21 protein-coding genes are annotated in these 24,748 nt (G+C 36.3%); 13 read left to right on the top strand and 8 right to left on the bottom strand.

Translation table 11 applies throughout. The features are described 5' to 3' along the window. Positions 1-42: 42 nt before the first annotated feature. Positions 43-1,362: an OmpA family protein gene (locus AsAng_RS13290; RefSeq protein WP_264793286.1), complete on the top strand. Its 1,320-nt coding sequence runs from the start codon at positions 43-45 to the stop codon at positions 1,360-1,362. 48 nt (positions 1,363-1,410) lie between these two features. Then, the gene (chrA, locus tag AsAng_RS13285; RefSeq protein WP_264793285.1) at positions 1,411-2,568 is read left to right on the top strand and encodes a chromate efflux transporter; all 1,158 of its coding nucleotides are present in this window, start codon (positions 1,411-1,413) and stop codon (positions 2,566-2,568) included. A 296-nt stretch (positions 2,569-2,864) separates the two neighbouring features. On the opposite strand, the gene AsAng_RS13280 is transcribed toward chrA, so the two are convergent. Both AsAng_RS13280 and AsAng_RS13275 read right to left on the bottom strand, forming a co-directional pair. Further along, complete coding sequence (locus AsAng_RS13280; RefSeq protein ID WP_264793284.1) at positions 2,865-3,368, bottom strand: DoxX family protein; 504 nt, start codon at positions 3,366-3,368, stop codon at positions 2,865-2,867. 76 nt (positions 3,369-3,444) lie between these two features. Then, the gene (locus AsAng_RS13275) at positions 3,445-4,011 is read right to left on the bottom strand and encodes a Crp/Fnr family transcriptional regulator (RefSeq protein ID WP_264793283.1); all 567 of its coding nucleotides are present in this window, start codon (positions 4,009-4,011) and stop codon (positions 3,445-3,447) included. Positions 4,012-4,198: 187 nt separating this feature from the next. Between AsAng_RS13275 and AsAng_RS13270 the strand changes: the two genes are divergently transcribed. Continuing rightward, positions 4,199-4,789, top strand: a complete 591-nt coding sequence (locus AsAng_RS13270; protein WP_264793282.1) for an alpha-ketoglutarate-dependent dioxygenase AlkB — start codon at positions 4,199-4,201, stop codon at positions 4,787-4,789. 52 nt (positions 4,790-4,841) lie between these two features. Here AsAng_RS13270 and AsAng_RS13265 read toward each other — a convergent pair whose 3' ends face one another. Beyond that, complete coding sequence (locus tag AsAng_RS13265) at positions 4,842-5,801, bottom strand: isopenicillin N synthase family dioxygenase (protein ID WP_264793281.1); 960 nt, start codon at positions 5,799-5,801, stop codon at positions 4,842-4,844. A gap of 379 nt (positions 5,802-6,180) precedes the next feature. Here AsAng_RS13265 and bamA (AsAng_RS13260) point away from each other — a divergent pair, with 379 nt between their 5' ends. The 3 genes from bamA (AsAng_RS13260) to infC all read left to right on the top strand — a co-directional run bounded on the left by bamA (AsAng_RS13260) (position 6,181) and on the right by infC (position 12,652). After that, the gene (gene bamA / locus AsAng_RS13260) at positions 6,181-8,706 is read left to right on the top strand and encodes an outer membrane protein assembly factor BamA (RefSeq protein WP_264793280.1); all 2,526 of its coding nucleotides are present in this window, start codon (positions 6,181-6,183) and stop codon (positions 8,704-8,706) included. 487 nt (positions 8,707-9,193) lie between these two features. Next, complete coding sequence (gene bamA / locus AsAng_RS13255; protein ID WP_264793279.1) at positions 9,194-11,737, top strand: outer membrane protein assembly factor BamA; 2,544 nt, start codon at positions 9,194-9,196, stop codon at positions 11,735-11,737. 312 nt (positions 11,738-12,049) lie between these two features. Beyond that, positions 12,050-12,652, top strand: coding sequence for a translation initiation factor IF-3 (gene infC, locus AsAng_RS13250; protein ID WP_264793278.1), 603 nt, complete (start codon positions 12,050-12,052; stop codon positions 12,650-12,652). Between the two features lie 19 nt (positions 12,653-12,671). On the opposite strand, the gene AsAng_RS13245 is transcribed toward infC, so the two are convergent. After that, a complete protein-coding gene (locus AsAng_RS13245) occupies positions 12,672-12,839 on the bottom strand; it encodes a hypothetical protein (protein ID WP_264793277.1) in 168 nt (55 codons plus the stop codon). Positions 12,840-12,845: 6 nt separating this feature from the next. Here AsAng_RS13245 and AsAng_RS13240 point away from each other — a divergent pair, with 6 nt between their 5' ends. The 6 genes from AsAng_RS13240 (at position 12,846) to AsAng_RS13215 (ending at position 19,091) form a co-directional block, all read left to right on the top strand. After that, complete coding sequence (locus tag AsAng_RS13240) at positions 12,846-13,289, top strand: bactofilin family protein (RefSeq protein WP_264793276.1); 444 nt, start codon at positions 12,846-12,848, stop codon at positions 13,287-13,289. After that, positions 13,228-13,476, top strand: coding sequence for an AtpZ/AtpI family protein (locus tag AsAng_RS13235; protein WP_264793275.1), 249 nt, complete (start codon positions 13,228-13,230; stop codon positions 13,474-13,476). Before AsAng_RS13240 ends, AsAng_RS13235 begins: the two co-directional genes overlap by 62 nt. A gap of 38 nt (positions 13,477-13,514) precedes the next feature. Then, a complete protein-coding gene (locus AsAng_RS13230; protein ID WP_264793274.1) occupies positions 13,515-13,892 on the top strand; it encodes a hypothetical protein in 378 nt (125 codons plus the stop codon). An 8-nt stretch (positions 13,893-13,900) separates the two neighbouring features. Further along, positions 13,901-14,374 (top strand): acetyl-CoA carboxylase biotin carboxyl carrier protein subunit, encoded by a 474-nt coding sequence (locus AsAng_RS13225; protein WP_264793273.1) that lies wholly within the window; start codon positions 13,901-13,903, stop codon positions 14,372-14,374. Positions 14,375-14,604: 230 nt separating this feature from the next. Continuing rightward, complete coding sequence (locus tag AsAng_RS13220; RefSeq protein WP_264793272.1) at positions 14,605-16,923, top strand: T9SS type A sorting domain-containing protein; 2,319 nt, start codon at positions 14,605-14,607, stop codon at positions 16,921-16,923. A gap of 569 nt (positions 16,924-17,492) precedes the next feature. Continuing rightward, the gene (locus AsAng_RS13215; protein ID WP_264793271.1) at positions 17,493-19,091 is read left to right on the top strand and encodes a hypothetical protein; all 1,599 of its coding nucleotides are present in this window, start codon (positions 17,493-17,495) and stop codon (positions 19,089-19,091) included. A 253-nt stretch (positions 19,092-19,344) separates the two neighbouring features. Here the strand turns inward: AsAng_RS13215 and AsAng_RS13210 are convergent, their stop codons facing one another. From AsAng_RS13210 to AsAng_RS13200, 3 genes are all read right to left on the bottom strand, one after another. Then, positions 19,345-20,775: a Fic family protein gene (locus AsAng_RS13210; RefSeq protein ID WP_264793270.1), complete on the bottom strand. Its 1,431-nt coding sequence runs from the start codon at positions 20,773-20,775 to the stop codon at positions 19,345-19,347. 40 nt (positions 20,776-20,815) lie between these two features. Continuing rightward, complete coding sequence (locus AsAng_RS13205; protein WP_264793269.1) at positions 20,816-22,519, bottom strand: AAA family ATPase; 1,704 nt, start codon at positions 22,517-22,519, stop codon at positions 20,816-20,818. Between the two features lie 82 nt (positions 22,520-22,601). Then, entirely contained in the window at positions 22,602-23,108 is a 507-nt protein-coding gene (locus tag AsAng_RS13200) for a GNAT family N-acetyltransferase (protein ID WP_264793268.1), read from the bottom strand. Positions 23,109-23,490: 382 nt separating this feature from the next. On the opposite strand from AsAng_RS13200, the gene AsAng_RS13195 reads away from it, so the two are divergent. After that, the gene (locus AsAng_RS13195) at positions 23,491-24,192 is read left to right on the top strand and encodes a hypothetical protein (RefSeq protein ID WP_264793267.1); all 702 of its coding nucleotides are present in this window, start codon (positions 23,491-23,493) and stop codon (positions 24,190-24,192) included. Between the two features lie 5 nt (positions 24,193-24,197). Here AsAng_RS13195 and AsAng_RS13190 read toward each other — a convergent pair whose 3' ends face one another. Further along, positions 24,198-24,740, bottom strand: a complete 543-nt coding sequence (locus AsAng_RS13190; RefSeq protein ID WP_264793266.1) for an MOSC domain-containing protein — start codon at positions 24,738-24,740, stop codon at positions 24,198-24,200. Positions 24,741-24,748: the final 8 nt, after the last annotated feature.

Below are 24,748 nucleotides of genomic sequence, written 5' to 3'. Positions count from 1 at the left end.
AACGCCTCCAACTCCTTTTATTAGAAGAAATAATTTTAAGCTATGATGAAATTTTTCTTTATAATACTATCTTTTGTTGGTACTTTCCCTCTAATTTATGGGCAAGCTAATGAAGGGTTCAAAGTAGAACGCTTAAAAAAGCTTAAGAAAACAATTCGTCAGGACTTAAAAGGCTTTGAAGTACGCATCAAAAGGGTACGTTTTAGAGGAAAACGCTGTGCCATTGGATCTTTTGAGAAGGCGGATTCAATTTTTCAAATGTCTCATGGGCTGATTTTATCAACAGGGCGAGCAACCGATGCTAGCCAAGCGAATGACAATGTAGGAAAGACGACCATTCATTACAAAAAAAAGCATCGGATCGTAAAAAAAATAAATCAAGCAGAACTTTATGATGCTGCTATATTGCAATTTGACTTTTATCCCAATTCTGAGTACATTTCGTTTAATTTTGTGTTTGCTTCTGAGGATTATCCCGAATTTATTCATGCTGGTTTACACGATAAGTTATTCTTTATACTCACCTTGCCAGATGGAAAACAAGTCAACCTTGCTCGTTTGCCTTCCTCTGATGAATTGGTAACGGTTCAAACAATTAACCCTGTACAAGCGCCTCATTATTATATTAATAATTGTGCTTCTGTCGATCCAATACCTCTTTTAGCAGTCGATACAATTGTAGAGAAAACCTCAACGCATCAATTGGTAATGGCAAAGCGTTATAATGCCACAAAAGCAAGTACTAATTCAGCCAATTATCCTATCCAGTACGATGGTTTTACCAAGGTATTAAAAGCTCAATATCCTGTAGTGCCCAATAAACGCCATCGTTTGCAAATCGCAATTGCCGATCATGGCAATCCCATTTTTGATTCAGCTGTTTTTATAGAAATGGGCTCATTGCACAGTCATAAAAATCCCAACTTTTGTACAGGAATATTAAAAAGAGATCCATCTTATTATTATGATATGGATACGTTGTCAAAAATATATTGGAATCCTGTTGGAACAAAAAAAGAACCCAAGAGCCCCTGTTGGAAACAATTTCCTGATATTATCTTTGATTATGATTCTCCTGTTTTGGATACAAAGAGTAAACTCCTGCTAAGAAAAATAGCAGGCCAACTCCAGCAATGTTCTTTTTTTAGGCTTAAAATTAATGGTTATGCTGCGGCAAAGAATGACGATGTTTACAATAATAAATTGTCTAGAGCACGAGCAGAGCAGGTACGAACTTATCTAATAAAATATGGAGTGCCCCTAGAACGGATTGAAGTAAGTTGGTATGGAGACGGTGCAGCCATTACCAAAAAAGAATTGACTGAAAATCGTCGAGTAAAATTAGAATTGATTCAACAATAGTTTATTTTTGCGCAGAAATCTACAACATTATATAATACGCTGTTGATTATGGAAAATAAGAAAGGAAACTTAGCAGAAGTTGCTCAAGTGTTTTTTAAGTTAGGTTGTATTGCTTTTGGGGGACCTGCTGCTCATGTGGCAATGATGGAGGAGGAGTTAATTACGAAGCGAAAATGGATGAGTCGCCAGCATTTTTTAGATTTGATGGGAGCAACCAATCTTATTCCAGGACCAAACTCTACTGAAATGACCATGCATTGTGGGCATGAACGTGCTGGGGTACCTGGGCTTTTTGTAGCAGGGATTTGTTTTATTTTTCCAGCTGTGGTCTTAACAGGAATTTTTGCCAGTTTGTATGTGGAATATGGCGAATTGCCCGCTGCTGCACCTTTTATTTTTGGAATCAAACCTGCTGTATTGGCGATTATTGCTTCTGCAATTTATAAATTGAGTAAAAAAGCGTTAAAAAGTCGAGCGTTAGGAATTTTGGGCTTTATTGTGTTGGTGGTGAGTTTGATGGGGGTGAATGAAATTTTAGCCTTGTTGTTGGCAGGCGTTTTTGGTACGCTATTTTTTACCGCAAAAAAGGAATGGCTCCAAAGCCCCAAATCTTTTTTCCCAATTTTATTTTTACAAACGGGAGGTGCGTTGACCGCCCAAATAACAGCAACGACCATCTTTTGGACATTCTTAAAAGTTGGAGCGATTCTTTATGGCAGTGGCTATGTTTTGTTTGCGTATTTGGATGCAGAATTGGTGATGAATGGCTTGTTAAGCCGTCAAGAATTGATTGATGCCATTGCTGCTGGGCAATTTACACCAGGTCCCGTTTTGTCAACGGCTACCTTTATTGGCTATCAGATGGGAGGCTGGGCAGGAGCCATTGCCGCTACGCTGGGGATGTTTTTACCTTCTTTCCTCTTTGTTTGGTTACTCAATCCTTTGGTGCCTAAGATGAGAACATCTAAACCTTTGGGCTTCTTTCTGGATTCTGTTAATGTTGCTGCCTTGGCTGTCATGGTCAACGTGTTGATTGAAATGGGACGAGAAACGCTTTTTGTAACGGCTTCTTGGACACCAGATTGGCGAGCTTGGACCATTGGTCTTATTAGTGCTTTCTTAATTTTTGGTGTCAAAAAAATCAATGCCATGTGGATTGTAATTGGGGGAGCTGTATTGGGGTATTTATTGATGTTGATTGGCTAATTTTTATCGTTCTTTGGCAAATCGTGTGAAATCGTAAACTACCTTGCCTGCTTATTACTACTTTTGTTATATGTAATAGGTCGTAAGTCGTATGCTTAGTTCCTGTAAATACAGGGCATACGACTTACGACCTATTACTTTCTTCTAAAAAAGTAGTTTTTAGTGTTTACTACACGATTATCTTCGCTGCTAGGTTAGCTAGTGTGCTAGCGCTTATGAGCTCCCTGAGGTCGGTTCGTTATCACTCGTGAGCCAGCAAGCTGGGTTCTGCGTGATTACTACGTGAGCCTTGTTACTCACTCTGTTCGTGAGGTCGCAAGCTCTGTTCGGGTTGTCAAAGAACCATTTTTATTATAAATACTAGAAAAATAAACCCATCCTATAAAAAAAACTTGCAATGGAATTCTAAACCATAAGTACGTCCAATCAGGACCATCATAAGCAGCCGTTTGATAATTGATTTGCTCTAATGCCGCTTTTATATTACAAGGAATAATCCCTATAAAAAATAAGATAATTAGCCAAGCAACCAAGGGGCGAATGCTAGGAATCAATAAGCCAATGGCAAAGAGCACTTCTAAGACACCTGTAGCATAAATAACAAGAATTTTCATAGGAATAAAATCGGGGAGCATAAGCGCCATCCCTTTGGCAAAAGCAAAATGACCAATAGAGGTAAACAAAAGCATTATTGCCATGGCGATTTGTGCGGCTAAGGTATAGGGGCTTGTATTTTTTTTATAACGCAGTATGAACAGCGCAAATACAAAGGAAACGAGTAAAACAATCAATGGCTTCATCAGGTTTATGATTTAAGTTTATCCTTAATTTTTTACAAAAATAAACCTAAAACCAACGCTAAACAATGAACCCAAGTTAAGAAATTCGTTTGCGGATTCGGCTCAATGCTTGGGGAGTAATTCCAATATAAGAAGCAATATATTTTAGAGGAATTTGGAGAATTAACTCTGGGCGTTCTTCAAATAAATTCAAGTAGCGTTCTTCGGCACTTTGATTGAGCAAAGCCAGTTCCCGTTTTGATTTTTTTAGAAATAACTGCTCGGCCATTAAGCGCCCAATTTCTATTCCTTGTTGGGTCTGCGCATAAACTTCCTGTAAATCCTGATGGGAGATTTGCCAGAGAACAGTTGGGGCGAGTGTTTCTATTTGGTAATGGGAGGGACGTTGTGTTAGAAAAGAATCATAGGCAGCGACAAATTCGCCTTCAAAAGAAAAACCAAAGGTCAAATCATTTTCTTCTTTGGGGATATAATAACGAACCATTCCACGTTCTAAAAAAGAAAGCTGCTGTTCGGTTTGTTGAAGTTTTAGCAATAAACTTTTTTTGGGTACGCCTTTCTTTTGAAGCTTGGAGGCAAAAAAATGCCAATCTGCTTCACTAAGTTGAACCATCTGGTCAAATGCTCGTTTGATACCTTTCATAATTGTTGAATGGAATGTTTTGCCCTACATTACTCCGTTTAAAATGATACTAAATGCAGGGTTATTAAAATAAAATACTTAACTTAGTGTAACTAGAAACACTCAACTAAGTTTTACCATAGTTCGTTGATTTTTTGAAATAAAAATCAACGAACTATTATTTTTATAAGCCAAATTTAAATAGTTTATGAATAAGAACTTGTTTGAGGAACAGCAACTAGATGCTACCCATTCTATTTTTATAGGACAACTTCCTGAAGATTTTCTGGCATCTCTTCCTTCTTTTGAGGCGTTATGGGATTTGCACCCTAAAGAATACCACCTTGTCAAGATTTTAGGCAAAGAAATACCAACGCCCCGTTGGCAACAAGCGTATGGTTTTGATTATGTCTATACGGGGTCTAAACAAAATTCCTTACCCATTACAACAAGTTTAAAGCCTTTTCAGAATTGGTGCCAAGCACAAATTCATCCACAGATGAACAGCTTACTATTAAATTGGTACGAAGGAGAAAAAAAACATTACATTGGTCCTCATCGGGACTCCCCATTGGGCTTGTTGGTTGGCACTCCAATTGTAACCATTTCGATGGGAGAAGAGCGCATTTTTCGTTTTCGTCCTTGGAGGGGCAAAGGGTATCAAGACTTTGTGGTTAAGAATGGAACAGTTGTGATTATTCCTTGGGATACGAACAAAGCTTGGACGCATGAAGTACCTCATTTTGTCCGTTTCAAAAACCGAAGAATATCCGTAACATTACGGGTTTATGAACAGTAATGCTAAAAAAATAGGAGTTATAGGCTTGCCCATAACTCCTAAAATAAGTTGCTTATTTGAGTCCTAATTCACGGATGCGCTCATCCAAAAATTGACCTGCTGTAATATCTTCGTAACCTTTTGGTGTTTCTTCGGTAACACAGTTGGGCAAACAAGACAAATCCATATCGCTTCTAGGATGCAAGAAGAAGGGAGCGGAATATCTTGGGAAACGCATAGACTCTTTGTCTAGGTTTATAACACGATGAATCGTTGATTTTAAACGCCCATTGGTGTGGCGATGTAACATATCACCAATATTGATAACAATTTCATTTTCATTAGGAGAAACATCTACCCATTCACCCGCTGAGTTTTGAGCTTGCAAGCCTTTGGCAGATCCGCCCATAAGTAATGTAATCAGATTAATATCACCATGGGCAGCAGCACGAACAGCACCTTCCTCTACTTCATCTATATTTTCAACAGGGAAGTAATGCAACAAACGTAATATGCTATTTCCGTTATGAATCTTAGCATCAAAGTAGTGTTCGTCCAAATCCAAATAAAGCGCAATCGCACGAAGCAAATTACGACCTGTTTGTTCAAAAGTTGTATAGACTTTTACCCCTGTACTTTCTAGAGCAGGAACTTCATCCATCCAAATGTTGTTGGGATATTCAGCTTTCAACGCAGGCTCGTCAGTGACCTCTTGTCCGATATGCCAAAATTCTTTTAAATCAGGTACTTTTTCACCTTTTGCAGTCTCTCTACCTTTAGAGATATAGCCTCTTTGTCCACCATTATTTAAATCCTCATATTTTTGTTTGATCTCTTGAGGTTGGTCAAAAATATCTTTGGAAACTTGGAAAAGCTCTTGGCGCAATTCTTCGGATACTCCGTGATTTTTTACAACGACAAACCCTATTTGAGAAAATGCATCTCCCAAATCTTGAATAAACTGAGTTCTTTTTTGAGGGTCTCCAGATATAAAATCGTGATAGTCAACAGTTGGAACGGTCTGTAAAGCCATATTAAATTTGTTTTATAGAAAATTGAACAAGTGTTTGTTGCGAATATACAATATTAGAAGCAGTTGAAAAAGCGCTTATAGAAAAGAGTTCCCAAGTTATTGTTACAAAGATAGTTTTAGATGGTTTTGAAGCATTATTTTAGTAATTATTGTTCATTTTAAGGGCTTCTGTAATTAACTGATGAGCAATGCATTTTGTTTTTTTAGCAGAAAAACTAAAAAATATTAAGCACAACTACCTTACCTTTTTTAGAAGCTTAGCGTTTATAAATTTGAACAACAACACAGCGTAAAATTTCCACTTTTTTTTACTAAAAGTATAGCTATTGGTTAGATAGTTATATTATTATATAATGTATATTTTATTATAAAAATAATTATGATAAAAAGAATTCTTATTGCTATAACACTACTATTGTTATTGGTAAAACCTTTTATTTGGGCTCAATCAGAAGATAGTTCTCAAAGACCAAATCAAGTAAATTATGAGACAGCACAAACCTATGAAATTGGCGGAATAGAAGTAGTTGGAGCGGTGCATACAGATGCCAAAGGAATTGTTGCTATTTCGGGTTTATTAGTAGGGGAAGCAATTCGGATTCCAAGCGATCAATTGTCTAAGGCGATTCGAAAAATTTGGAAACAAGGCTTGTTTGTCGATGTAGGAATCAACATTCAAAAACAGGTTGGAGATATTGTTTTTTTAGAGATTAAAGTGCAAGAATATCCCCGTTTTGCTAGGCATGCTTATAAGGGGATTCCAAAAGGGCAGCATGATGATGCCAATGCAGCTACTAGACGCTATTTGCACAAGGGAAAGGCCGCAACTCCTGCGATGAAAAAACAAGCTATTTCTGCCCTAAAAGAGCTGTATGTTGAAAAGGGATTTTTGGAGGTATCTATTGAGGTAGAAGAAGAAGAGGATGCTATTTTTAAGAATGCTGTTCGATGGATTTTTAACATCAAAAAGGGCAAAAGAGTTCGTATTGAAAAGATCAATTTTCATGGGCTAAAAAAGGTCAAAAAGGGCAAATTGTACCGTTCTATGAAAGAAACTAAACGCAACAATATTTGGGCTTTGTTGAAGCCTTCTAAGTTTATAAAAGAAGCTTATGAAACAGACAAACAACATCTAATTGCCTATTATAATGAAATCGGAAATAGAGATGCTAAAATTATTAAAGATTCGGTGTATTTAGTCCAGAAAAAAAATCGAAAAGTCTTGCATATAGACCTACATATAGACGAAGGAAATACCTATCGGTTTGGGGATATTACGTTCAAGGGGAACACCACTTATTCTGATCGAATATTGCACAATATTATGGGCATTAAAAAGGGAGATGTTTATAACAGCAGTTTGATGAATACTCGGCTAGAGTTTGACCGAAACGGACGAGATATTAAGACGCTTTATATGGACAATGGTTATTTGTTTTTTCGAGCGGATCCAATTGAGAAAGGTGTGAACGGAGATTCAATAGATTTAGAAATTCGAATGGTTGAAGGACCTATAGCAACGATTGGAAAAGTAACGATAACAGGTAATTCCAGAACCAGTGAACATGTGATCCGTAGAGAATTGAGAACATTACCAGGCAATAAATTTAGCCGATCAGATTTGATTCGATCACAGCGAGAACTAATCGCTCTGAATTATTTTAATCCCGAAAGTTTACAAATTAATACTCCTGTTAATATTGAAAAAGGGACCGTAGATATTGAATATGTTGTTGAAGAGAAAGTGTCGGATCAAATCGAATTGTCTGCGGGGTGGGGAGGATCAACGGTTTTTGGTACAGTAGGGTTAAAATTAACCAATTTTTCGTTGCGACAATTTTTAAAACCTGAGACCTGGAGCCCCTTGCCAGCAGGGGATGGTCAAACCTTATCGTTTCGGATACAGACCAATGGACCTGCTTATCAATCGTATAATTTTTCTTTTACAGAGCCTTGGTTGGGGGGCAAAAAGCCCAATTCGCTAACCCTATCGGCTTATTATTCTAACTTTTCAAATGGATATACTCCAGAAAGTTCTGCTTTGGAGCGTTTTCAGGTGGCTGGGGTGACCTTGGGTTGGGGAACACGCTTGAATTTTCCAGATGATTTTTTTGTTTATCAGGCCAGTGTTAATTATAAAAAAATGGATTTATTAAGATGGGGCGACCTCAATATTAGCTCAGGAACTTATCACAACTTAAGTTTTAGCCAAACCCTGTCAAGAAATTCTATTGACAACCCCATTTTCCCAACCAAAGGTTCTAACATCGCTTTGACCTTAAGTTTAACGCTGCCTTATTCGCTATTTTCGAATCAAAGCACTTCAGATTATACATCAATGACCGAGGCACAAAAATACAAAATGGTAGAATACCACAAATGGGACTTTATCAGTGAATGGTATGGGCAATTGGCTAAGAATTTTGTGGTGAAGTTGGGGCTAAAAGCAGGCTTTTTGGGGTATTACAATCCCAATATCGGTTTAACTCCATTTGACCGTTATGAATTGGGAGGCAATGGAATTTCTAATCCTCAAACGATACAAGGAAAAGATGTTATCTCTTTGCGAGGGTATGACGTGGGGCATTTGGCAGCCAATGCGAATGGTGCCGCCATCTATAATAAATTTAGTGTAGAATTTCGCTACTTGATTTCTCCGAATCCTAGTGCTATGATCTGGGTATTGGCATTTGCAGAAGCAGGGAATGTTTGGTCGGATTTTAAAAATTATAATCCATTTAATTTAAAACGTTCTGCTGGATTGGGGATTCGGGTCTTTTTACCTGCTTTTGGAACCCTTGGTTTTGATTATGGATTGGGTTTTGACAAACCTGGTTTGGACGGAGTAAAGGACATTACTAAATACGGAACATTTAATATTGTATTGGGGGTAGAGCCTAAATAACAGCAAGCAATTGGTTTGGAGTATTAAAACGTAAAGATTAATGATGGTCACGAAACAATTATTTCATGAATGTTGCTTTGTGATCATCATGATTAAAAAATAAATTAAAAATAATGATTCTTTGAGTTGGCAAAGAACAAAAATAATTAGTGCTATAAGCTTTTGTTCTTAATAATAATGAGGCTTAAGGAGATAATATCTTTTAAGGAGGGGAGTTTATAAAAAAATAAGTACCTGCTTTTTTACTATTTTAAGAGATATATTTTCTTATTGCTATTAGATTACCTTACTTTTGTGCGAAATTCATCGTTTATAGGTTTGAGTAAAAAACAGAGTTGGCATCAGGTATGGATTCAATGTTCTATAGGGTATGTAAATCGGCTGTTTTTTGGTTAACTATTTGACGGATAAAAATCAAAGGGGGTGTATCTTGGTCTAAGATATAACCGTTGAAGGTTTGGTACTTGTTATTATTATAAAAAATATTATGATTCAGAGGTTATTTAGTGTGGTATGTGTTCTGTTGCTATGGTCTAACCAAGCTGTTTGGGCGCAAGAAAAAGTAGATTCATTAGAGCCTGCTCCATTGATTGATTATGAAACATCTCAAACCTATGAGATTGGGGGGATAGAAGTTGTTGGGGCAAATTATACAGACGCAAATGGAATTATTGCATTGTCAGGGCTAACAGTAGGAAAAACGATTCGTATTCCTAGTGATCAAATCTCTAAAGCTATTCGAAAGCTATGGAAACAAGGCTTATTTGTGGATGTTAACATTAACATTCAGAAACGAATTGGAGATATTGTCTTTTTAGAAATTGCAGTGCAAGAATATCCTCGTTTTGCTCGTCATGGATACAAGGGAATACCTAAAGGGCAGCACGATGATGCCAATGCAGCTACTAAACGTTATTTGCAAAAGGGTAGAGCTGCTACCCCTGCTATGAAGTTGCATGCTATTCAAGCTCTGAAACAAATCTATGTAGAAAAAGGCTTTTTGGACGTAGAAATTGAAGTAACAGAGGAAGAAGATAAGATTTTGAAAAACTCTGTTCGTTGGATTTTTGACATCAAAAAAGGAAAACGAGTACGCATTGCCAAAATTAATTTTCATGGAGTAGAAAAAATGAAAAAAGGCAAGTTGTACCGCTCTATGAAAGAAACCAAACGCAACAATATTTGGGCAATCTTTAAACCTTCTAAATTTATAGAAAAGGAGTATGAAACCGATAAAAAGAACTTGATTAATGCCTATAATAATGTAGGGCATAGAGATGCAATCATCACCAAGGATTCTGTTTATTTGGTTCAGAAAAAGAATCGTAAAGTAATGCACATTGATATTCATATTGATGAAGGAGCTACTTACCGATTTGGCAATATTGTATTTAGAGGAAATACGACTTATTCTGATCGTATCCTCAATAATATTATGGGCATCAAAAGAGGGGATGTATATAATGCAGAATTGATCGAAACAAGATTGAATTTTGATAGAAATGGGCGAGACATCAGTACGCTTTATATGGATAATGGATATTTGTTTTTCCGTGCAGAGCCTATTGAAAAAGGAGTTCGTGAAGATTCTGTGGATTTGGAAATTCGTATTTCTGAAGGTCCTGTGGCGATTATTGCCAATGTAATTATCAAGGGAAATGACCGTACACATGAGCATGTGATTCGCCGTGAATTAAGAACCTTACCAGGCAATAAATTTAGCCGTTCAGATATTATTCGTTCTCAAAGAGAATTGACAGCGCTGAATTATTTTAATCCTGAAAATTTACAAATTAACACTCCTGTGAATCCTCAGCGAGGAACAGTAGACATTGAATATATAGTAGAAGAACGTCCATCGGATCAGCTAGAGCTTTCTGCGGGTTGGGGAGGTGTAGGTCGTGGTGTTATTGGTACACTAGGGGTTACGTTTAATAACTTTTCTTTGCGAAACCTATTGAATCCAGAAGCTTGGAATCCATTGCCACAAGGAGATGGTCAACGTTTGTCATTACGAGTACAAACCAATGGTCGTTTTTACCAATCGTACAACTTTTCTTTTACAGAACCTTGGTTGGGAGGGAAGAAACCCAATTCGTTTACTCTTTCTGCTTATCATACCAATTTTAACAATGGGTATAGTCAAGAAAGTTCTGCTTTTCAACGTTTGCAAATCACAGGTGCTTCTGTTGGTTTAGGAACTCGTTTGCGTTTTCCAGATGATTTCTTTGTGTATCAGATTAGCTTGAATTATCAAAACATGGACTTGTTGCGCCGTTATGATTTTGAAATTCCAACTGGTTCTTTTCACAACTTGAGTTTGAGTCAAACGATTTCTAGAAACTCTATTGATAATCCAATCTTTCCTCAAAAAGGATCAAATATTTCATTGTCTCTAAAGTTAACCCTTCCTTACTCTTTGTTTGACGATAAGAGTGCAGCAGATTATGCGGCAATGGACCCTGCTAAAAAATTCAAATTATTAGAATATCACAAATGGGATTTCTTGGCAGAATGGTATGGCAAAATTGTGAAAAACTTTGTGGTAAAAGTAGGCATCAAAATGGGCTTCTTAGGGTTCTACAATGCTAATGTAGGCTTGTCACCATTTGAGCGTTATGAGTTGGGAGGAGATGGTATTTCTAACTTCCAAGGATTGCAAGGAAAAGACATTATTTCTTTGAGAGGGTATCGTGATCCTATCAATGATGTATCAACGGCGAATGCACAGGGGGCAGCAATTTATAACAAAATTACAATGGAATTGCGTTACTTGATTTCTCCAAATCCTAGTGCAACAATTTGGGTATTGGCTTTTGCGGAGGCAGGAAATGCTTGGTCTGAGTTTAAGGATTATAACCCATTTCAGTTAAAACGTTCTGTTGGAGCGGGGGTTCGTGTGTTCTTACCAATGTTTGGAACCCTTGGGTTTGATTATGGTATTGGTTTTGACAAACCTCATCTAAATGGCAGCAAAAAAATGACCGATTATGGTGCCTTTAACATTGTACTCGGTTTTGAACCTAAATAATCTATTTAGGAAATTATAGCAAAAAAATTAAATGATTTGGCGGTTAGAAAAGGTAAGATAGTTTCCTTTTTTAATCGCCAAATTAATATTTAGGGCTAAGTGAAACAGAGGAGACGAATAAATTATAAAAAACAAAATTTGAGTTGACCTTGCTCGTATTCTCTCGTTTTACGGTCGTATTTCGCTTTTTTTTCAAAAAAAGAGCGATATTTAATTGAATATCTTGTTGAATAAAGCTAAAGTTTTTAACTTTATTCAAATAAAAACAACTTATAGGTATTATCACCTTTTTTAATAACAAAACGAACTGTATTGGCTAAAAAATTTAATAGAAGAAACAACTTTAAAAGAAAAAGCACATTACCAGAACATAGAATTAATGCTTTTATAAAAGTACCTGAAATACGTTTGGTTGGCAATAATTTTAAAGAGATCAGCAAAGTAGCAGGCAAAGAATTAGAACCTGGTGTTTTCCCAACAGCAAAAGCATTGGAGTATGCTACTAAAATGGAAATGGATTTGGTAGAAATTTCTCCGAAGGCTTCTCCTCCTGTTTGTAAGATTATTGAGTATAAGAAATTCTTGTACGAGAAAAAGAAAAAAGAAAAAGAACTCAAATCTAAGCAGGTAAAGGTCGTTGTAAAGGAAATTCGATTTGGTCCTAATACAGATGATCACGATTTTGAATTCAAACTAAAACACTCTAAAAAATTCTTGGAACAAGGAGCTAAGGTAAAAGCTTATGTTCAGTTTAAAGGGCGTACCATTGTATTTAAAGACAGAGGTAGAGATCTTTTAAAACGATTTGTTGCAGAACTAGAGGGGATTGGTTTTCCTGATTATCCACCAAAAATGGAGGACAGAAGAATGCATTGTACCTTGTCTCCTAAAAAAATGGGGAAATCTAAAAATTAATACTTTTTGGATTGCTGACTTAGCAAGGTTTTGTACTGTTTTTTGTATAAATCTCTGTTATTGTAACCTTAATAACAAGAAAAATAGCTTCTTGTACTTTGGTGTGTACAATAAAAGGAGAAGTGGTGGCTTTTAGCACTACATTATAAAATAAGGAGAGATCAATCTGTTGGTCTTGTATAATCATAATCTTATGTTTGGAGCAAAAAAAGAAAATAATTCGTCTAAAGTAGCTGTTTCATCTGCTCATAATAGTCTTGTTTTTGGAACTGTTATTACGGGAAACTTGACTTCTAAGACTGATATTAGAATTGATGGGAAGTTAGAAGGAAGTTTGGATAGTGAAGCTAAAGTCGTTATTGGAAAAAATGCCTTAATAACTGGAGATATTACTTGTCAAAGCATCTTAATTGAAGGTAAAATAGAAGGAAACATTACTGCAAAAGAAAAATTACACATTCAAAGTTCTGGAACAGTAGTCGGTAATCTCTTTACCAATAAATTAATTATTGAAGATGGTGCTGTCTTTAATGGTGCTTCTGTAATGGGAAAAGCTCCTCTAATGCAAAAGAAACATGGACAACAAGGAGAATCTTCAGGAACAGAGCGCAACAAAAAAGTCCAAAAAGTCAGTTAATTTTTTGAAATATACTAGTATGGCTAGCCAGATGGGAGCTACTATTGGTTTATTTATTTTTATTGGATTCAAACTAGATGCTTGGTTAGAAACAAAAGTTATCTTTGTGCTAGTTGGCGCCCTTATGGGAGTTGGATTATCACTTTATTCTTTTATCAAGCAGGCACTTTCTGAAAACGAGTCGTAGTTATCTAATCGATTGACGATTCTTAATATAAAAGGAGAATGACTCCCAAGAAATTTTATGTTCAACTCACCGTTATTTCGGGCGTAGTGGCCTTGAGTTTGGTCTTGTTGAATTCTTATCAGCTTATAACCTCCCATCAATCTTTTTCTTGGATTAGTTGGGGGTTCTTTATTTTGTTTTCTATTGTTTTGTTTTTTGTTTGTTCTAAAAGTGCAAAAAGCGAAAACAAAAACTTATTTGGGCAAGTTTTTTTGTTGTCTATTTTTTTTAAGATGTTATTTTGCGCATCTATGGTTATTGCTTTTGTATTGATTGCAAAACCTGAGACCGTGCACTTTATCTTGCCTTTTCTGTTTATTTATTTAGTTTATACGACATACGAAGTTTATTTTGTTACCAAATTGGCAAAACCTTAGTTTATTTTATGTACCAATCAGACATTAATAATACATATCAAACAACGATCAATTCAACTGAGTTTGAATGGGATTTATTAGAGATTAAAGAAGGAAAATTTCATATTCTAAAAGATAACCAATCGTTTGAGGCTACTGTACTAGCTGCAGATTATGCCACCAAAACATTTACCATTAAGATTAATCGAAATAGTTATGAAGTTAAGCTTAAGGATAAATTTGATTTGTTGGTTGAGCAACTTGGCTTTTCGAATATGGTAAGCCAAAAAGTAAATAATATAAAAGCTCCAATGCCTGGTTTGGTGTTGGATGTTATGGTTGAAGTAGGCGATACAATTGCCAAAGGAGATTCTGTTTTGATTTTGGAAGCCATGAAAATGGAAAATGTAATTAAAGCAGAAGGAGATGCTGTGGTAAAGAGTATTGAGATTGAGAAGGGAACCGCTGTGGAGAAGAACCAAGTTTTGGTAGAGTTTGAATAAGGCATTCTAAGCAAAAAAAATACACTATTCACTCAAATTAGTAAGCTACTAATGATTTGATAATAGGAATACTATATTAGGTAAAAGGGTTCTGATCGAAGATCAGAACCCTTTTTTTTGCTAGTTTACTTTTTGGGTTTTCGTAGATAAAAGCTGTTTTTGTATCTATAATGTATTATTTTTGTTGGGTCCCCACATTATTTGCGAAATATATACCAACAAAAAGTACTATGAACAAAATTTTCATTTTAATCTTGACTATTTGTTTGTCTGTTAGTCATCTAATTGGACAAATGACGAATGAAGGGAAGCCCAAGAGTTGGACGCTTAAAAGCCAGCTTAGCCCAATTGATTATTATCTGATGCCTCGTTTTGATGTGGAGCAGCAAAAAAAGATAGACGAAATTAATGATGCAACAGGGATGAAACCTTGGCAATTTGGTTTTGAACATACGGTAAATTATGGCTTAAATAATAGTGGCACTTGGACAACCTTGGCAAATGGGGACAGAATTTGGCAAATTGAGTTTGAATCGGTGGGGGCTTTAACTATGAATTTGGTATTTGACGATTATGAACTGCCTTTGGGGGCAACTGTCTATTTATACAATCCTAAAACAAAAGAAGTGCAGGGAGCCTACACGCATAACAACAATAGTGTAGATCGTATGTTGGGGACAACGTTAATTCAAGGGGATAATATAGTAGTTGAATATTATGAGCCCAAAGCAGTACAAGGGATGGGCGCTTTAAACATTAGTATGGTGGTGCATGGCTACCGTTCTTTGGGGGCTTATCCTATCGAAAAGGCAATAGAGGGACTCAATGATGCAGGAAATTGCAATCATGATGTTGCTTGCCCTTTGGGAATTGGTTGGGAAGATCAGATCAACTCTGTTGCTATGATTATTGTAGGAGGGAGTGGAAGTTGTACAGGGGCTTTGATTAATAATACATCAAATGATGGGACACCTTATTTTTTGACTGCCAATCATTGTGGAACAAGTGGTTTGGGAGCTTGGGTTTTCCGTTTTAATTGGGATAGCCCTGTTGCCATTTGTGCGCAAAACGGCAACAGTCAAGATCCAGGTGGTCCCTATAATGAAATTAATGGTGCAACGCTTCGTGCTAATAATGCAGGGTCAGATTTTAGTTTGATGGAATTAAACAATACTCCTACAGGCAATATTTATTATGCGGGGTGGGATAGAAGCCTAACCCCAGCAACACAAACTACAGGGATTCATCACCCTAGGGGGGATGTGAAAAAGATTTGTAGAGAAGATGATCCCGTTACACAATCAACGATGAGTGGTGCTGATGTTTGGATGGTTGCAGATTGGGATCAAGGAGTAACAGAGCCTGCTTCTTCAGGATCTCCTTTATTTAATCAAAACCAGCTTATTGTTGGGCAGCTATATGGTGGAACAGCAGCTTGTTCAGGAACCAATGACAATGGACAAGACGATAATTATGGTCGGTTGGACGTTTCTTGGGATGGTTCTAGCGCTTCAACACGTCTGAAGGATTGGTTGGATCCTGGCAATACCAATGTACTGTCACATACTGGTTTTAATCCCAATGGTCCAGGGTTAGCCTTAGATGCTGGAATTGCCCAAATAGGAGGAATTGAAGAAAAATATTGTAATGTAGATTCCTTTATTCCTGAAATCTCAGTACGAAACTATGGACACGATACCATTACTACAATCGATATTGTTTACAACATAGATGGTGCTGCTAATGTTTCTTATGCTTGGACGGGAATCCTTCTACCCAATGCGATTACATTGGTCACCTTACCAACAATTACGGCTAGTGCTGGTGCTCATACCTTTAATGTATCAACGACCTTGCCTAATGGAGCAGTAGATTCTAATGCCGTTAATGACACTCGTAGTTTTGCCTTTTTTATTACGCTAGGGGGAGAGCGGATTGACTATGCGTTGGCGACAGATTGTTATGCCAGTGAGACCAGTTGGGTTTTAAGCGATTCTGCTACAGGAGCAATTCTATTTAGTGGTGGTCCCTATAACGATGCTTTTGGTGCACGAGATACTTTGAATAATCAATTTTGTTTGCCTAATGGTTGTTATCGATTTACGATCTACGATAGTTATGGAGATGGTTTGGATGGAACAGGTAGTGCTTGGTGCGGTCGTTCAGGAGATTATTGGCTAACGGATGGTAGTGGTCATGAATTGGTTCGGATGAATGCCGTAAATGGTAATTTTGGTGATAGTTCGGTTCATTATTTTTGTTTGCCTTTTGTTGTGAATAATCAAACAGAATTAAATAGCCTTACTACTTTTGAGGTATTTCCCAACCCTACAACTGAGCAGGTTTATATAAATTTAGGACTCAAAGAATCAGAAGATATTCACTTGCAGTTGTATAGCGCAACAGGGCAATTAATAGAAGAAACAAAACAAACAGATGTTCTTTTGGCAAAATTTGAATTTAGCTTAAAAGACTATAGCGCTGGAATGTATTTTATTAAACTCCAACTGGGCGATCAAATCTATGCTAAAAAGGTGATAAAAGAATAGCTGTTAAGTAATGGGGCAAAATTATTTATAGAATTTGCAGTAAAAGATTTTTGATATTAACAAGGCGAAAAACACAGTCATAGCCTTAGCTATGGCGAGTATTTTCAACACAGTTAAGATTAAAAAGATTGCTCGAATAAACTATCAATAATTTAGATTCATTACTTATTACAAATTGCATACAATAATAGCGTTGTGTAGCAGTCCAAAGATCCCATAAGATGCGTTCGGTATTTTATGGGATTTTTACTTTTTTAGACCTAGATCGCTTTGTCATAGAGATTAGCCCTTATTAAGCAGATGCCCAATTTAATGTGAATTATTATTGTCCATCTATTTAACATCTTAATTTAAATAATTATTAAATATACTCATTCAACAATTCCTTGTGAATACCTAAAATCTGCGAATGGGGCATGAAATAGGCGATTTACTATTTTACATCTACTTTACATAGCGCACATTGATTTTTGAGGCTTGACGGAACTCAACAAAGATCGTATTTTTGTATTAGTTCTAACAAACAATAGTCCATTTAACACACTACAAACACACCTCAACTATCTGTCATGAAAACAAGGATACAATTAATCTGTTTTTGTTGCATTATTTTCCCCATTGCACTTTTTGCTAGTAATAAAGGACCTTCTATTAAGGAAGCATTAGAATTAGCAGCCAATCAGCAGGTGCTTTCTCAGCGAATCTCAAAAATATACTTAGCGTTATGCCACAACACGAGAGATCCTAAGTTATACCAAGAACGAGCAGAAGCAGTGGAGGCTTTTGAAGAGCAACTCTATAGAATGAGCCTTTTGGTTCCTAATGAACGAGTAAAAGAAAACATCCAAGAAGTACGCTCATTATGGAAAACGTATAAAGCAGTAGCCGATTGGACGATAAAAAATGAAGCCGTAGACAAGTTATTAAGGCAGGCTTCCAACCTACTTAAAGCGACCAAACTCCTACACGCTGCTTATCAGGAATATGAATATACCATTAAGGAAAATAGCGACTTAATTACCGTCAATCAATATATTAATCAGAATTACAACCAACGCGTTATTATTGAGCGAATCATGACTTATTATCTAGCCTCTAAACAAAGCGTAGATGATTTGACTTATTCATTTAAATTAGAGGAGGCTAAGAAAGCATTTACTCGTATTTTATTTATCCTAGAAAAAGCAGAAACGACTTCCCAAAACATTCAAACAGAATTACAGACAATACGAAGCGAATGGGAATTGATGAGAGAAGAATTGGAGTCGGAAGGCAACGATCTAAACAACTTAAGCCAAATGCTTGAACATTCAAAGGCGATTTCTTTGGCGATTCAAGAAATGATTTATAATTATGAAGCCTTGGGGGCAAAACTTTCGTTGAGTTACGCAATTAACCAAGCTACAGCACAGTGTGTATTGGTACAAAAAATTGCCAAATCTTATGTGGCTAGTATGAACGAAAAGGTAGCTTATACCTATCAGAAAGAATTGTTAAAATGTGTCGATAAATTTGAGCAAACGCAGCGAGTGATGTTGATGACTGTCCCTACAGAAGAAACTAGAGGGGCTATCCATGTCGTAAAAACAATGTGGAAAAATTATAAGCAAATGGTTACCAATTTTGAATTAAGAGATCCATTACAAACCATTAAGGTGTTGGAGCAATCTTATGTGGTGATGGCCGCTTGTGATAGGGCAGTGGAGGCTGTAGAAAATTATGCACAGACGATTCCTGCTTATCGAAATTTTTCTATCCAAAATGGGCAGGCAGTCGATAAATCAATGGACATTACACAGCAAATTCAGTTGGCGAGTAAACTAAGAATTTACACTCAAAGAGTTGCGCTGTATTTTATGATGAAAACCAACCGCATAGATCAAGAATTGTCGAATCAGCGCCTTCAGGTTTGTATACATGATTTTATAATTCAGTTGAATGCCCTTAAAAAATCAGAGTTAAACAACTCGTTTATCAGCCAACTTATAGAAGATTGCTCGGCAGAATGGGAACTAATGGCTACTATTTGTGCCAATAACGAAAGCAAAGAGATTAATAAAATGCTGTTGTCGAGTAGAAAATTATCCAATAAACTGACCGCATTGGCAGATTTGTATGAACACTATATGAATGAGCTATTTGCCCAAGATATGGAGTATAGCAATTAGGAGCTTTCTGGGGTAAAACAAAAGTACTGGGGAGACATATTAAGTTTTTTTAAGTTCTATGGTTCTTTGACAACCCGAACCCAGCTATGCTGGCTCATAAGGATAGCGCATAACACCACGCAGAACCCAGCTTGCTGGCTCACGAGTGATAACGAACCGACCTCAGGGAGCTCATAAGCGCTAGCGCACTAGCTAACCTAGCAGCGCAGCCAATTGTGTATAATAATAAATCACCCTGTCTGCTTATCCCTACTTAATTTTCTATTTTGTTTTGGATGAATTTAAGATGCTGGTTGGCATCTTTTTTAATAATATTATCTAGATCCTCCTCTTGTAGTTCAATATGATATAAAAAAGCATGTTTTTCCCCCGTTTGAGTTGTAATTATAAAGTGAGTTTTATCAAATGAAATGCTAAGGTTAATTACATAATCAAAGGTAGATACTTCCGTTCTGGCAAAGGTGCCAAAATTATAGGAAAATAGAATGGCATTTCTGCTATCCTGAACATCTAACATTAAAAACTGGGATGAATTTTTAACAGCATGAATAAGCTTATTTTTTATGTTTTGTGGATTGATAGAAGTAGATAGGGTACTTTCTTGATAAAGAACATCTCCAAATTCATCTGTATCAACACCTCCATACTCGTCTTTTTCTATGGGGATTTTAGTAGTGTATTTTATTTCAAAAAAACTATTAATATAGAACTTGCTAAATTTTTTGTGAATAGTCATAAACTTAGAAGCTATTAATATCAAGTTGTTGTCTCCAAATTCTTTAAGGGTTGCAAGACTTTTTAATTTTTTTATTTCGGCACCCGTGTTATTGATTTTGTTCTCTAATAAAGACAATTGTTTATCTAAGTCGTCAGGTTCTTCGATGTTTTCTCCTTTGGCAGCTTTTATAGCAATTTCTAATGAATGAATAGTTGCCAAGCCTAAGTGAATTGCTAAATTTTCAGGATTGTCTAAACTGCTAGTATTGATAGCAGTATAGTATTCATTTCTTTTTTCTAACTTTATTATAGCAGGAACATATCCGCACAACATTAATATTAAATTAGTAAGTATTCGAGACATTCTTCCATTTCCATCACCAAATGGATGTATTTTAATGAATTGACTGTGAAATCCCGCTGCGATAAGAAGTGGATGTAAATCGTATTTTTTTTTCTTTCTTTTAGGAGGAGCAATATGATTGTTTAGCCAATTAATTAAATTGCTCATTAGTTTAGGTACATCTTCAGGAGGAGCAAAATCTATCCTTTCACCAGTTGGAGAATAAAGATAATTGGGGATTTTTTTCCAATCTCCTGGAGTAATTTCTGCATTAGAATCAAGATAGGGTTCAACTAGAATTTTTTTGTGCAAATCTTTAATGATACTTTCTGTAATTTTTATTTCTTGATGAACGATATGGTACAGTTGATTTAGTGCCTCATTATGCCCCTTCATTTCCAAGTAATCCCTAAATGGTTTCCCTTTGGCTGTGACTCCCCAGAGAATGAAGGATCTGGTTTCTGACATGGATAATGTATTCCCTTCAATGCTATTTGAATGGTAGTTCCAATCGAGTCTCAATTTTTGATTCAATTTATGTAAGTAATCTTCCCTTATCGGTCTTAAATTATCCAGTTGATCTTTTAGCTGATCCATTTTTGTTATAATATCGACTAATTTCATATCAATTGTAATTAAGGTTTAAATCAAAAAAGTAGAAGGACTATTTATTAATAAAGATCAAAGCCAACTTAATGTCAGTATAGCCAATTTCTTGGTTCATTGTTTCATACAGAGCTTTAGAACTGACAGAACCATCAGGGCGTACTTGTTCAGGATGATTGGCAGCCACTACGGTATTATAAGCCGTTTGTACCCTGTTGAGAATAGCACTAGAAGGGCTATATGCTGATAAATCCAATTGGGGGAACAACTCATGGAGTTTGGCAATATGTCCAGTGATCGTACTAGCTGTTAATCCACGTTCTGCGGCAATTTGTTGGATACTCCAACCTTGTTCAACCAATTCTTTACTAATTAAATGTGTTGCTTTTTTCTTTTTCTTTTTTTCCTTTTTCTTCTTGTTGTATCGCTGAATTTCTTCAGGGTCAGTCAGCCCACCACAATGTTTGATAAAACTTAGGGCTCTTTTTTCGAGTTCTTTGATGTCAACTTTTTCTATTTGTGCAGACAGTTCTTGAAAGCGTTTATCGGCTTTGAAGGCCAAACTATCTACCTGCAATGCCGTTTCATTAAAACCAGAAAGTTGTAGCCCATCTAAGTTTTTGAGCCTAGATAGAGCAACATAGCCTTGTCCTTTTTCAAAAGTGCGACTCAAATCTATTTTGGCACAATCAAGCGTCATACCTTGGCTTTTGTGTACGGTTATGGCCCAAGCTAACCGAATGGGAATTTGTTCAAAGGAAGCCAGTGATTTTCCGAGATCGTCCTCAATAGACCATTGTACAGGCTCCGCAGTGATTTGTTGCCCATTGTTAAGTTCTACAATTGGAAAATTATCCGCCGAATAAGCGATAACTTTCCCCAACGTCCCATTGATATAGCCCTGTTCATAATTGTTTTTAACAAACATTACTTTGGCACCTACTTTTAGATACAAAGAAGTTGCTGCTCGAACAGAATTTTTTAGCAAATCCACCAATTTTTTATTCCCTTTAGTACTTGCCTCAAAAGTGTTTGTTTTGCCAGACAAAGCCCTAAGGTGTTGATTATTGGTACGATTAACATCGTGATTGTGGCTGTATAACATTGGAGGTTCCCAACCTTCTTCAAAGTGCGTATTTTTAGCTTGCTCTAACAGGCGGATAGATTCAGGAGAGATACTAGCACTGCGAATTTCATTTAAGATGCCGTCTAACTTACCACCTTCTTGGCGATGCTGCTCGGTGAGGTAACAAATCGCTAATTTAGCCTCTAACCAAGCCTTGGACATAAAGGCAAATTTTTCTCGATTATTTTCTGTTTGTACCCCAACAGGAGGCAGTTGAAAAAAATCACCTGAAAAAATTACTTGGATTCCCCCAAAAGCATAATTGTTTCCTTTAAAAAATTTCAATACTTGATTGACCATATCCAATTGCGTCTTATGCAACATTGAAATTTCATCAATAATTAAAACTTTGGCAGCCTCTAATTTATCCCGTAAATATTTCTTGGTTTTCATAAACTCCAAATCCTTTTGGGTTAGGTGAGTACGAACGCCAATACCAGCCCAAGCATGTATGGTCATGCCATTCATATGCGTAGCAGCAATACCTGTTGAAGCAGTTACGGCAATAGGAACTCGGCGCTCTTTGAGGTATTGGATATACTGATTGAGCACATAGGTCTTACCAGCCCCCGCAGAGCCTGTCAAAAACACATTTTTGCCTGATTTTAACAAATGTAAGGCGGTTGATTGTTTCATGTATGGTTTGGTAGTTAATTCAAAATTAGACGATGCTGCAAGTTAGAAGATGTTGCGATATATTGCAAATGAATATTGATTTTTATAGATCTTTTACAAACACTAATCGTTGCCCTCTATCTTTGATAAAAATGGTTTTTTGTTCTTGCATACGTAGTTTTTTTAGAACCTTTTTAGACAAATGATTGTCAGGGCGAGTCGTTGCCAATATTCTGCTTAGTTGTTTATTATTTTTGGCATAATCGATCCAAAAATTTCCAATTTCTGTAGCAAGCCCCTTACCCCAATAATCCTGATGAAGGATAAAGCCAAATTCCCAATCTTTTTGTTCTAAATAATGGCAGGCTAACAAGCCAGTGACCCCTACAAATTGATGGTTTTGGCGATTAAAGAGACAAAGAAAACCGTTGTCGTCCTTAGGCGATAAAATAAATTGCTCGGACAACAACCGTAAGAATTCTTTTAGGGAAAGTACCCTGCCTTTTAGAGCAGATGTCATTACTTTTTTATTGTTACAAAATAAATCCAATAAGTGGTTAAAATGCTCAGGGGCAAAGGGAAGCATCATTAAGCGTTCTGTTTGGTGCATTTTAGATATTGTGTTAAAAGTAATACTTCGTTGCTTTTTTAGGTTGATTATCGATGCTTTAATTTTTTATTAACAAAAATACACCTTATTGATAATTAACTGTGTAGCACTCCTGTGCTACTGCGTGGTTACTACATGAGCCTTGTTACTCACTCTGTTCGGGTTTCCCACGAAGTAATGAAAAGTAAACGTTATTTAAAATTTCTAAGAACAAGATAAAACAATTAACATTAAATCAAGTAAGGTAGAAAACACTAATAAAATTAATCCAGCACTAACTTATTCGCTAAAAAGCATTTATCTTATAGAATTTTGATCAACTGGATAGATTTAGACTTTTCTGGAATCAAAAAAACTTCCTTACTTTTATAAAAAAACAGCTATGCAATCAATTTTTTTATTCTTAAAAAGCATCAATAATTCTTTCTTTATAATAGGCGTTTTGATAACCTGCTTTTGTGGAAAAATAGAGGCTACTACACAGATTCCTGATCGATTAATTTACAAAGGGAAAACTTATTATTTGCACAATAATCCATTGGAAGCCTACTTTAAGAAATACCCCAAAAAACGCCCTAAGGCTGATGTTTCCTCTACAGCTCTATGGAGGGGATATATTGCTACATTTGAAATTATAGACCAAATGTTATACCTCAAAGATATAGAAGTGCAAGTTTGGATGCATGAAGAAGGAAAGGAGGAATGGCAACCTGATGTTAGCCTAAAATCAGTGGTAAAAAAAATCTTTCCCGACCAAAAGAAAATTCCAATAGATTGGTGTTCTGAAATTTTGGTTTTGCCAAGTGGTAAGCTCAAAAAATATGAACACATGGGCTATAATTCAAGCTATGAGCATTATACCTTATTAGAAATAAAGGAGGGAGCATTATTAAAAATTAAAGAATTGGAAACGGATGAATTTGCAGCATTCAAAAAAAATCAATTGTATTTGTTTAAGAAAACAGATCGCTATCAGACCTTAGCCAAAAAATGGAAGGATAAGTACGAATATACAGAAGAAGAGCTCGACCAATTGTTAGAACGATCGATTTTAAAATATACGCATAGGTTTTTGGAAGAATAAATGGCTCAAACTCGTTCTAAGGGAAGAAAAGGGAGAGGAGGCAGTTCAATGCGTATCACATCATCTAATGCTATGGAACCACCTCGCAATACAATCCCCATAATTCCAGCTTTTCGAATAAGGTTTCCTTGTTCATCTTTGTCTAAAACAGCCTTGAGCAAGCCCTCTTGTAAGCCATTTAACTGGTGGCAAGGGTTGCGCAATCCCGTTATTTTAACAATTGCCTGTTCACCAATATATAATAACGTATCTTTAGGCAATTCAAGTAACTTAATCCCTTGGGTGGTAATATTTTCGCCCATTTGTCCTGCACTGATTTGAAATCCTTTGGACAGCAGTTCTTCAAACAATTCACTATGAATTAGGTGAACTTGGCGAAGATTGGGCTGGTTGGGATCAATAGCAACCCGTGAACGGTGCTTTACGGTTTTTCCTGCATGCACGTCTCCTTCAACCCCAATTCCTTCTAGTAATTTCAGTTGAGTGTGATTAATTTTGCTAATTTGGTGGCTTGCTCGTTTGCTGAGCGCAACTACTTTTCCTAACATAGTTGATT

The sequence above is a fragment of the Aureispira anguillae genome, from assembly GCF_026000115.1.
GTDB lineage: Bacteria > Bacteroidota > Bacteroidia > Chitinophagales > Saprospiraceae > Aureispira > Aureispira anguillae.
The sequence above is the reverse complement of the archived record's forward strand: the minus strand, read 5'-3'. Positions and strand labels throughout refer to the sequence as shown.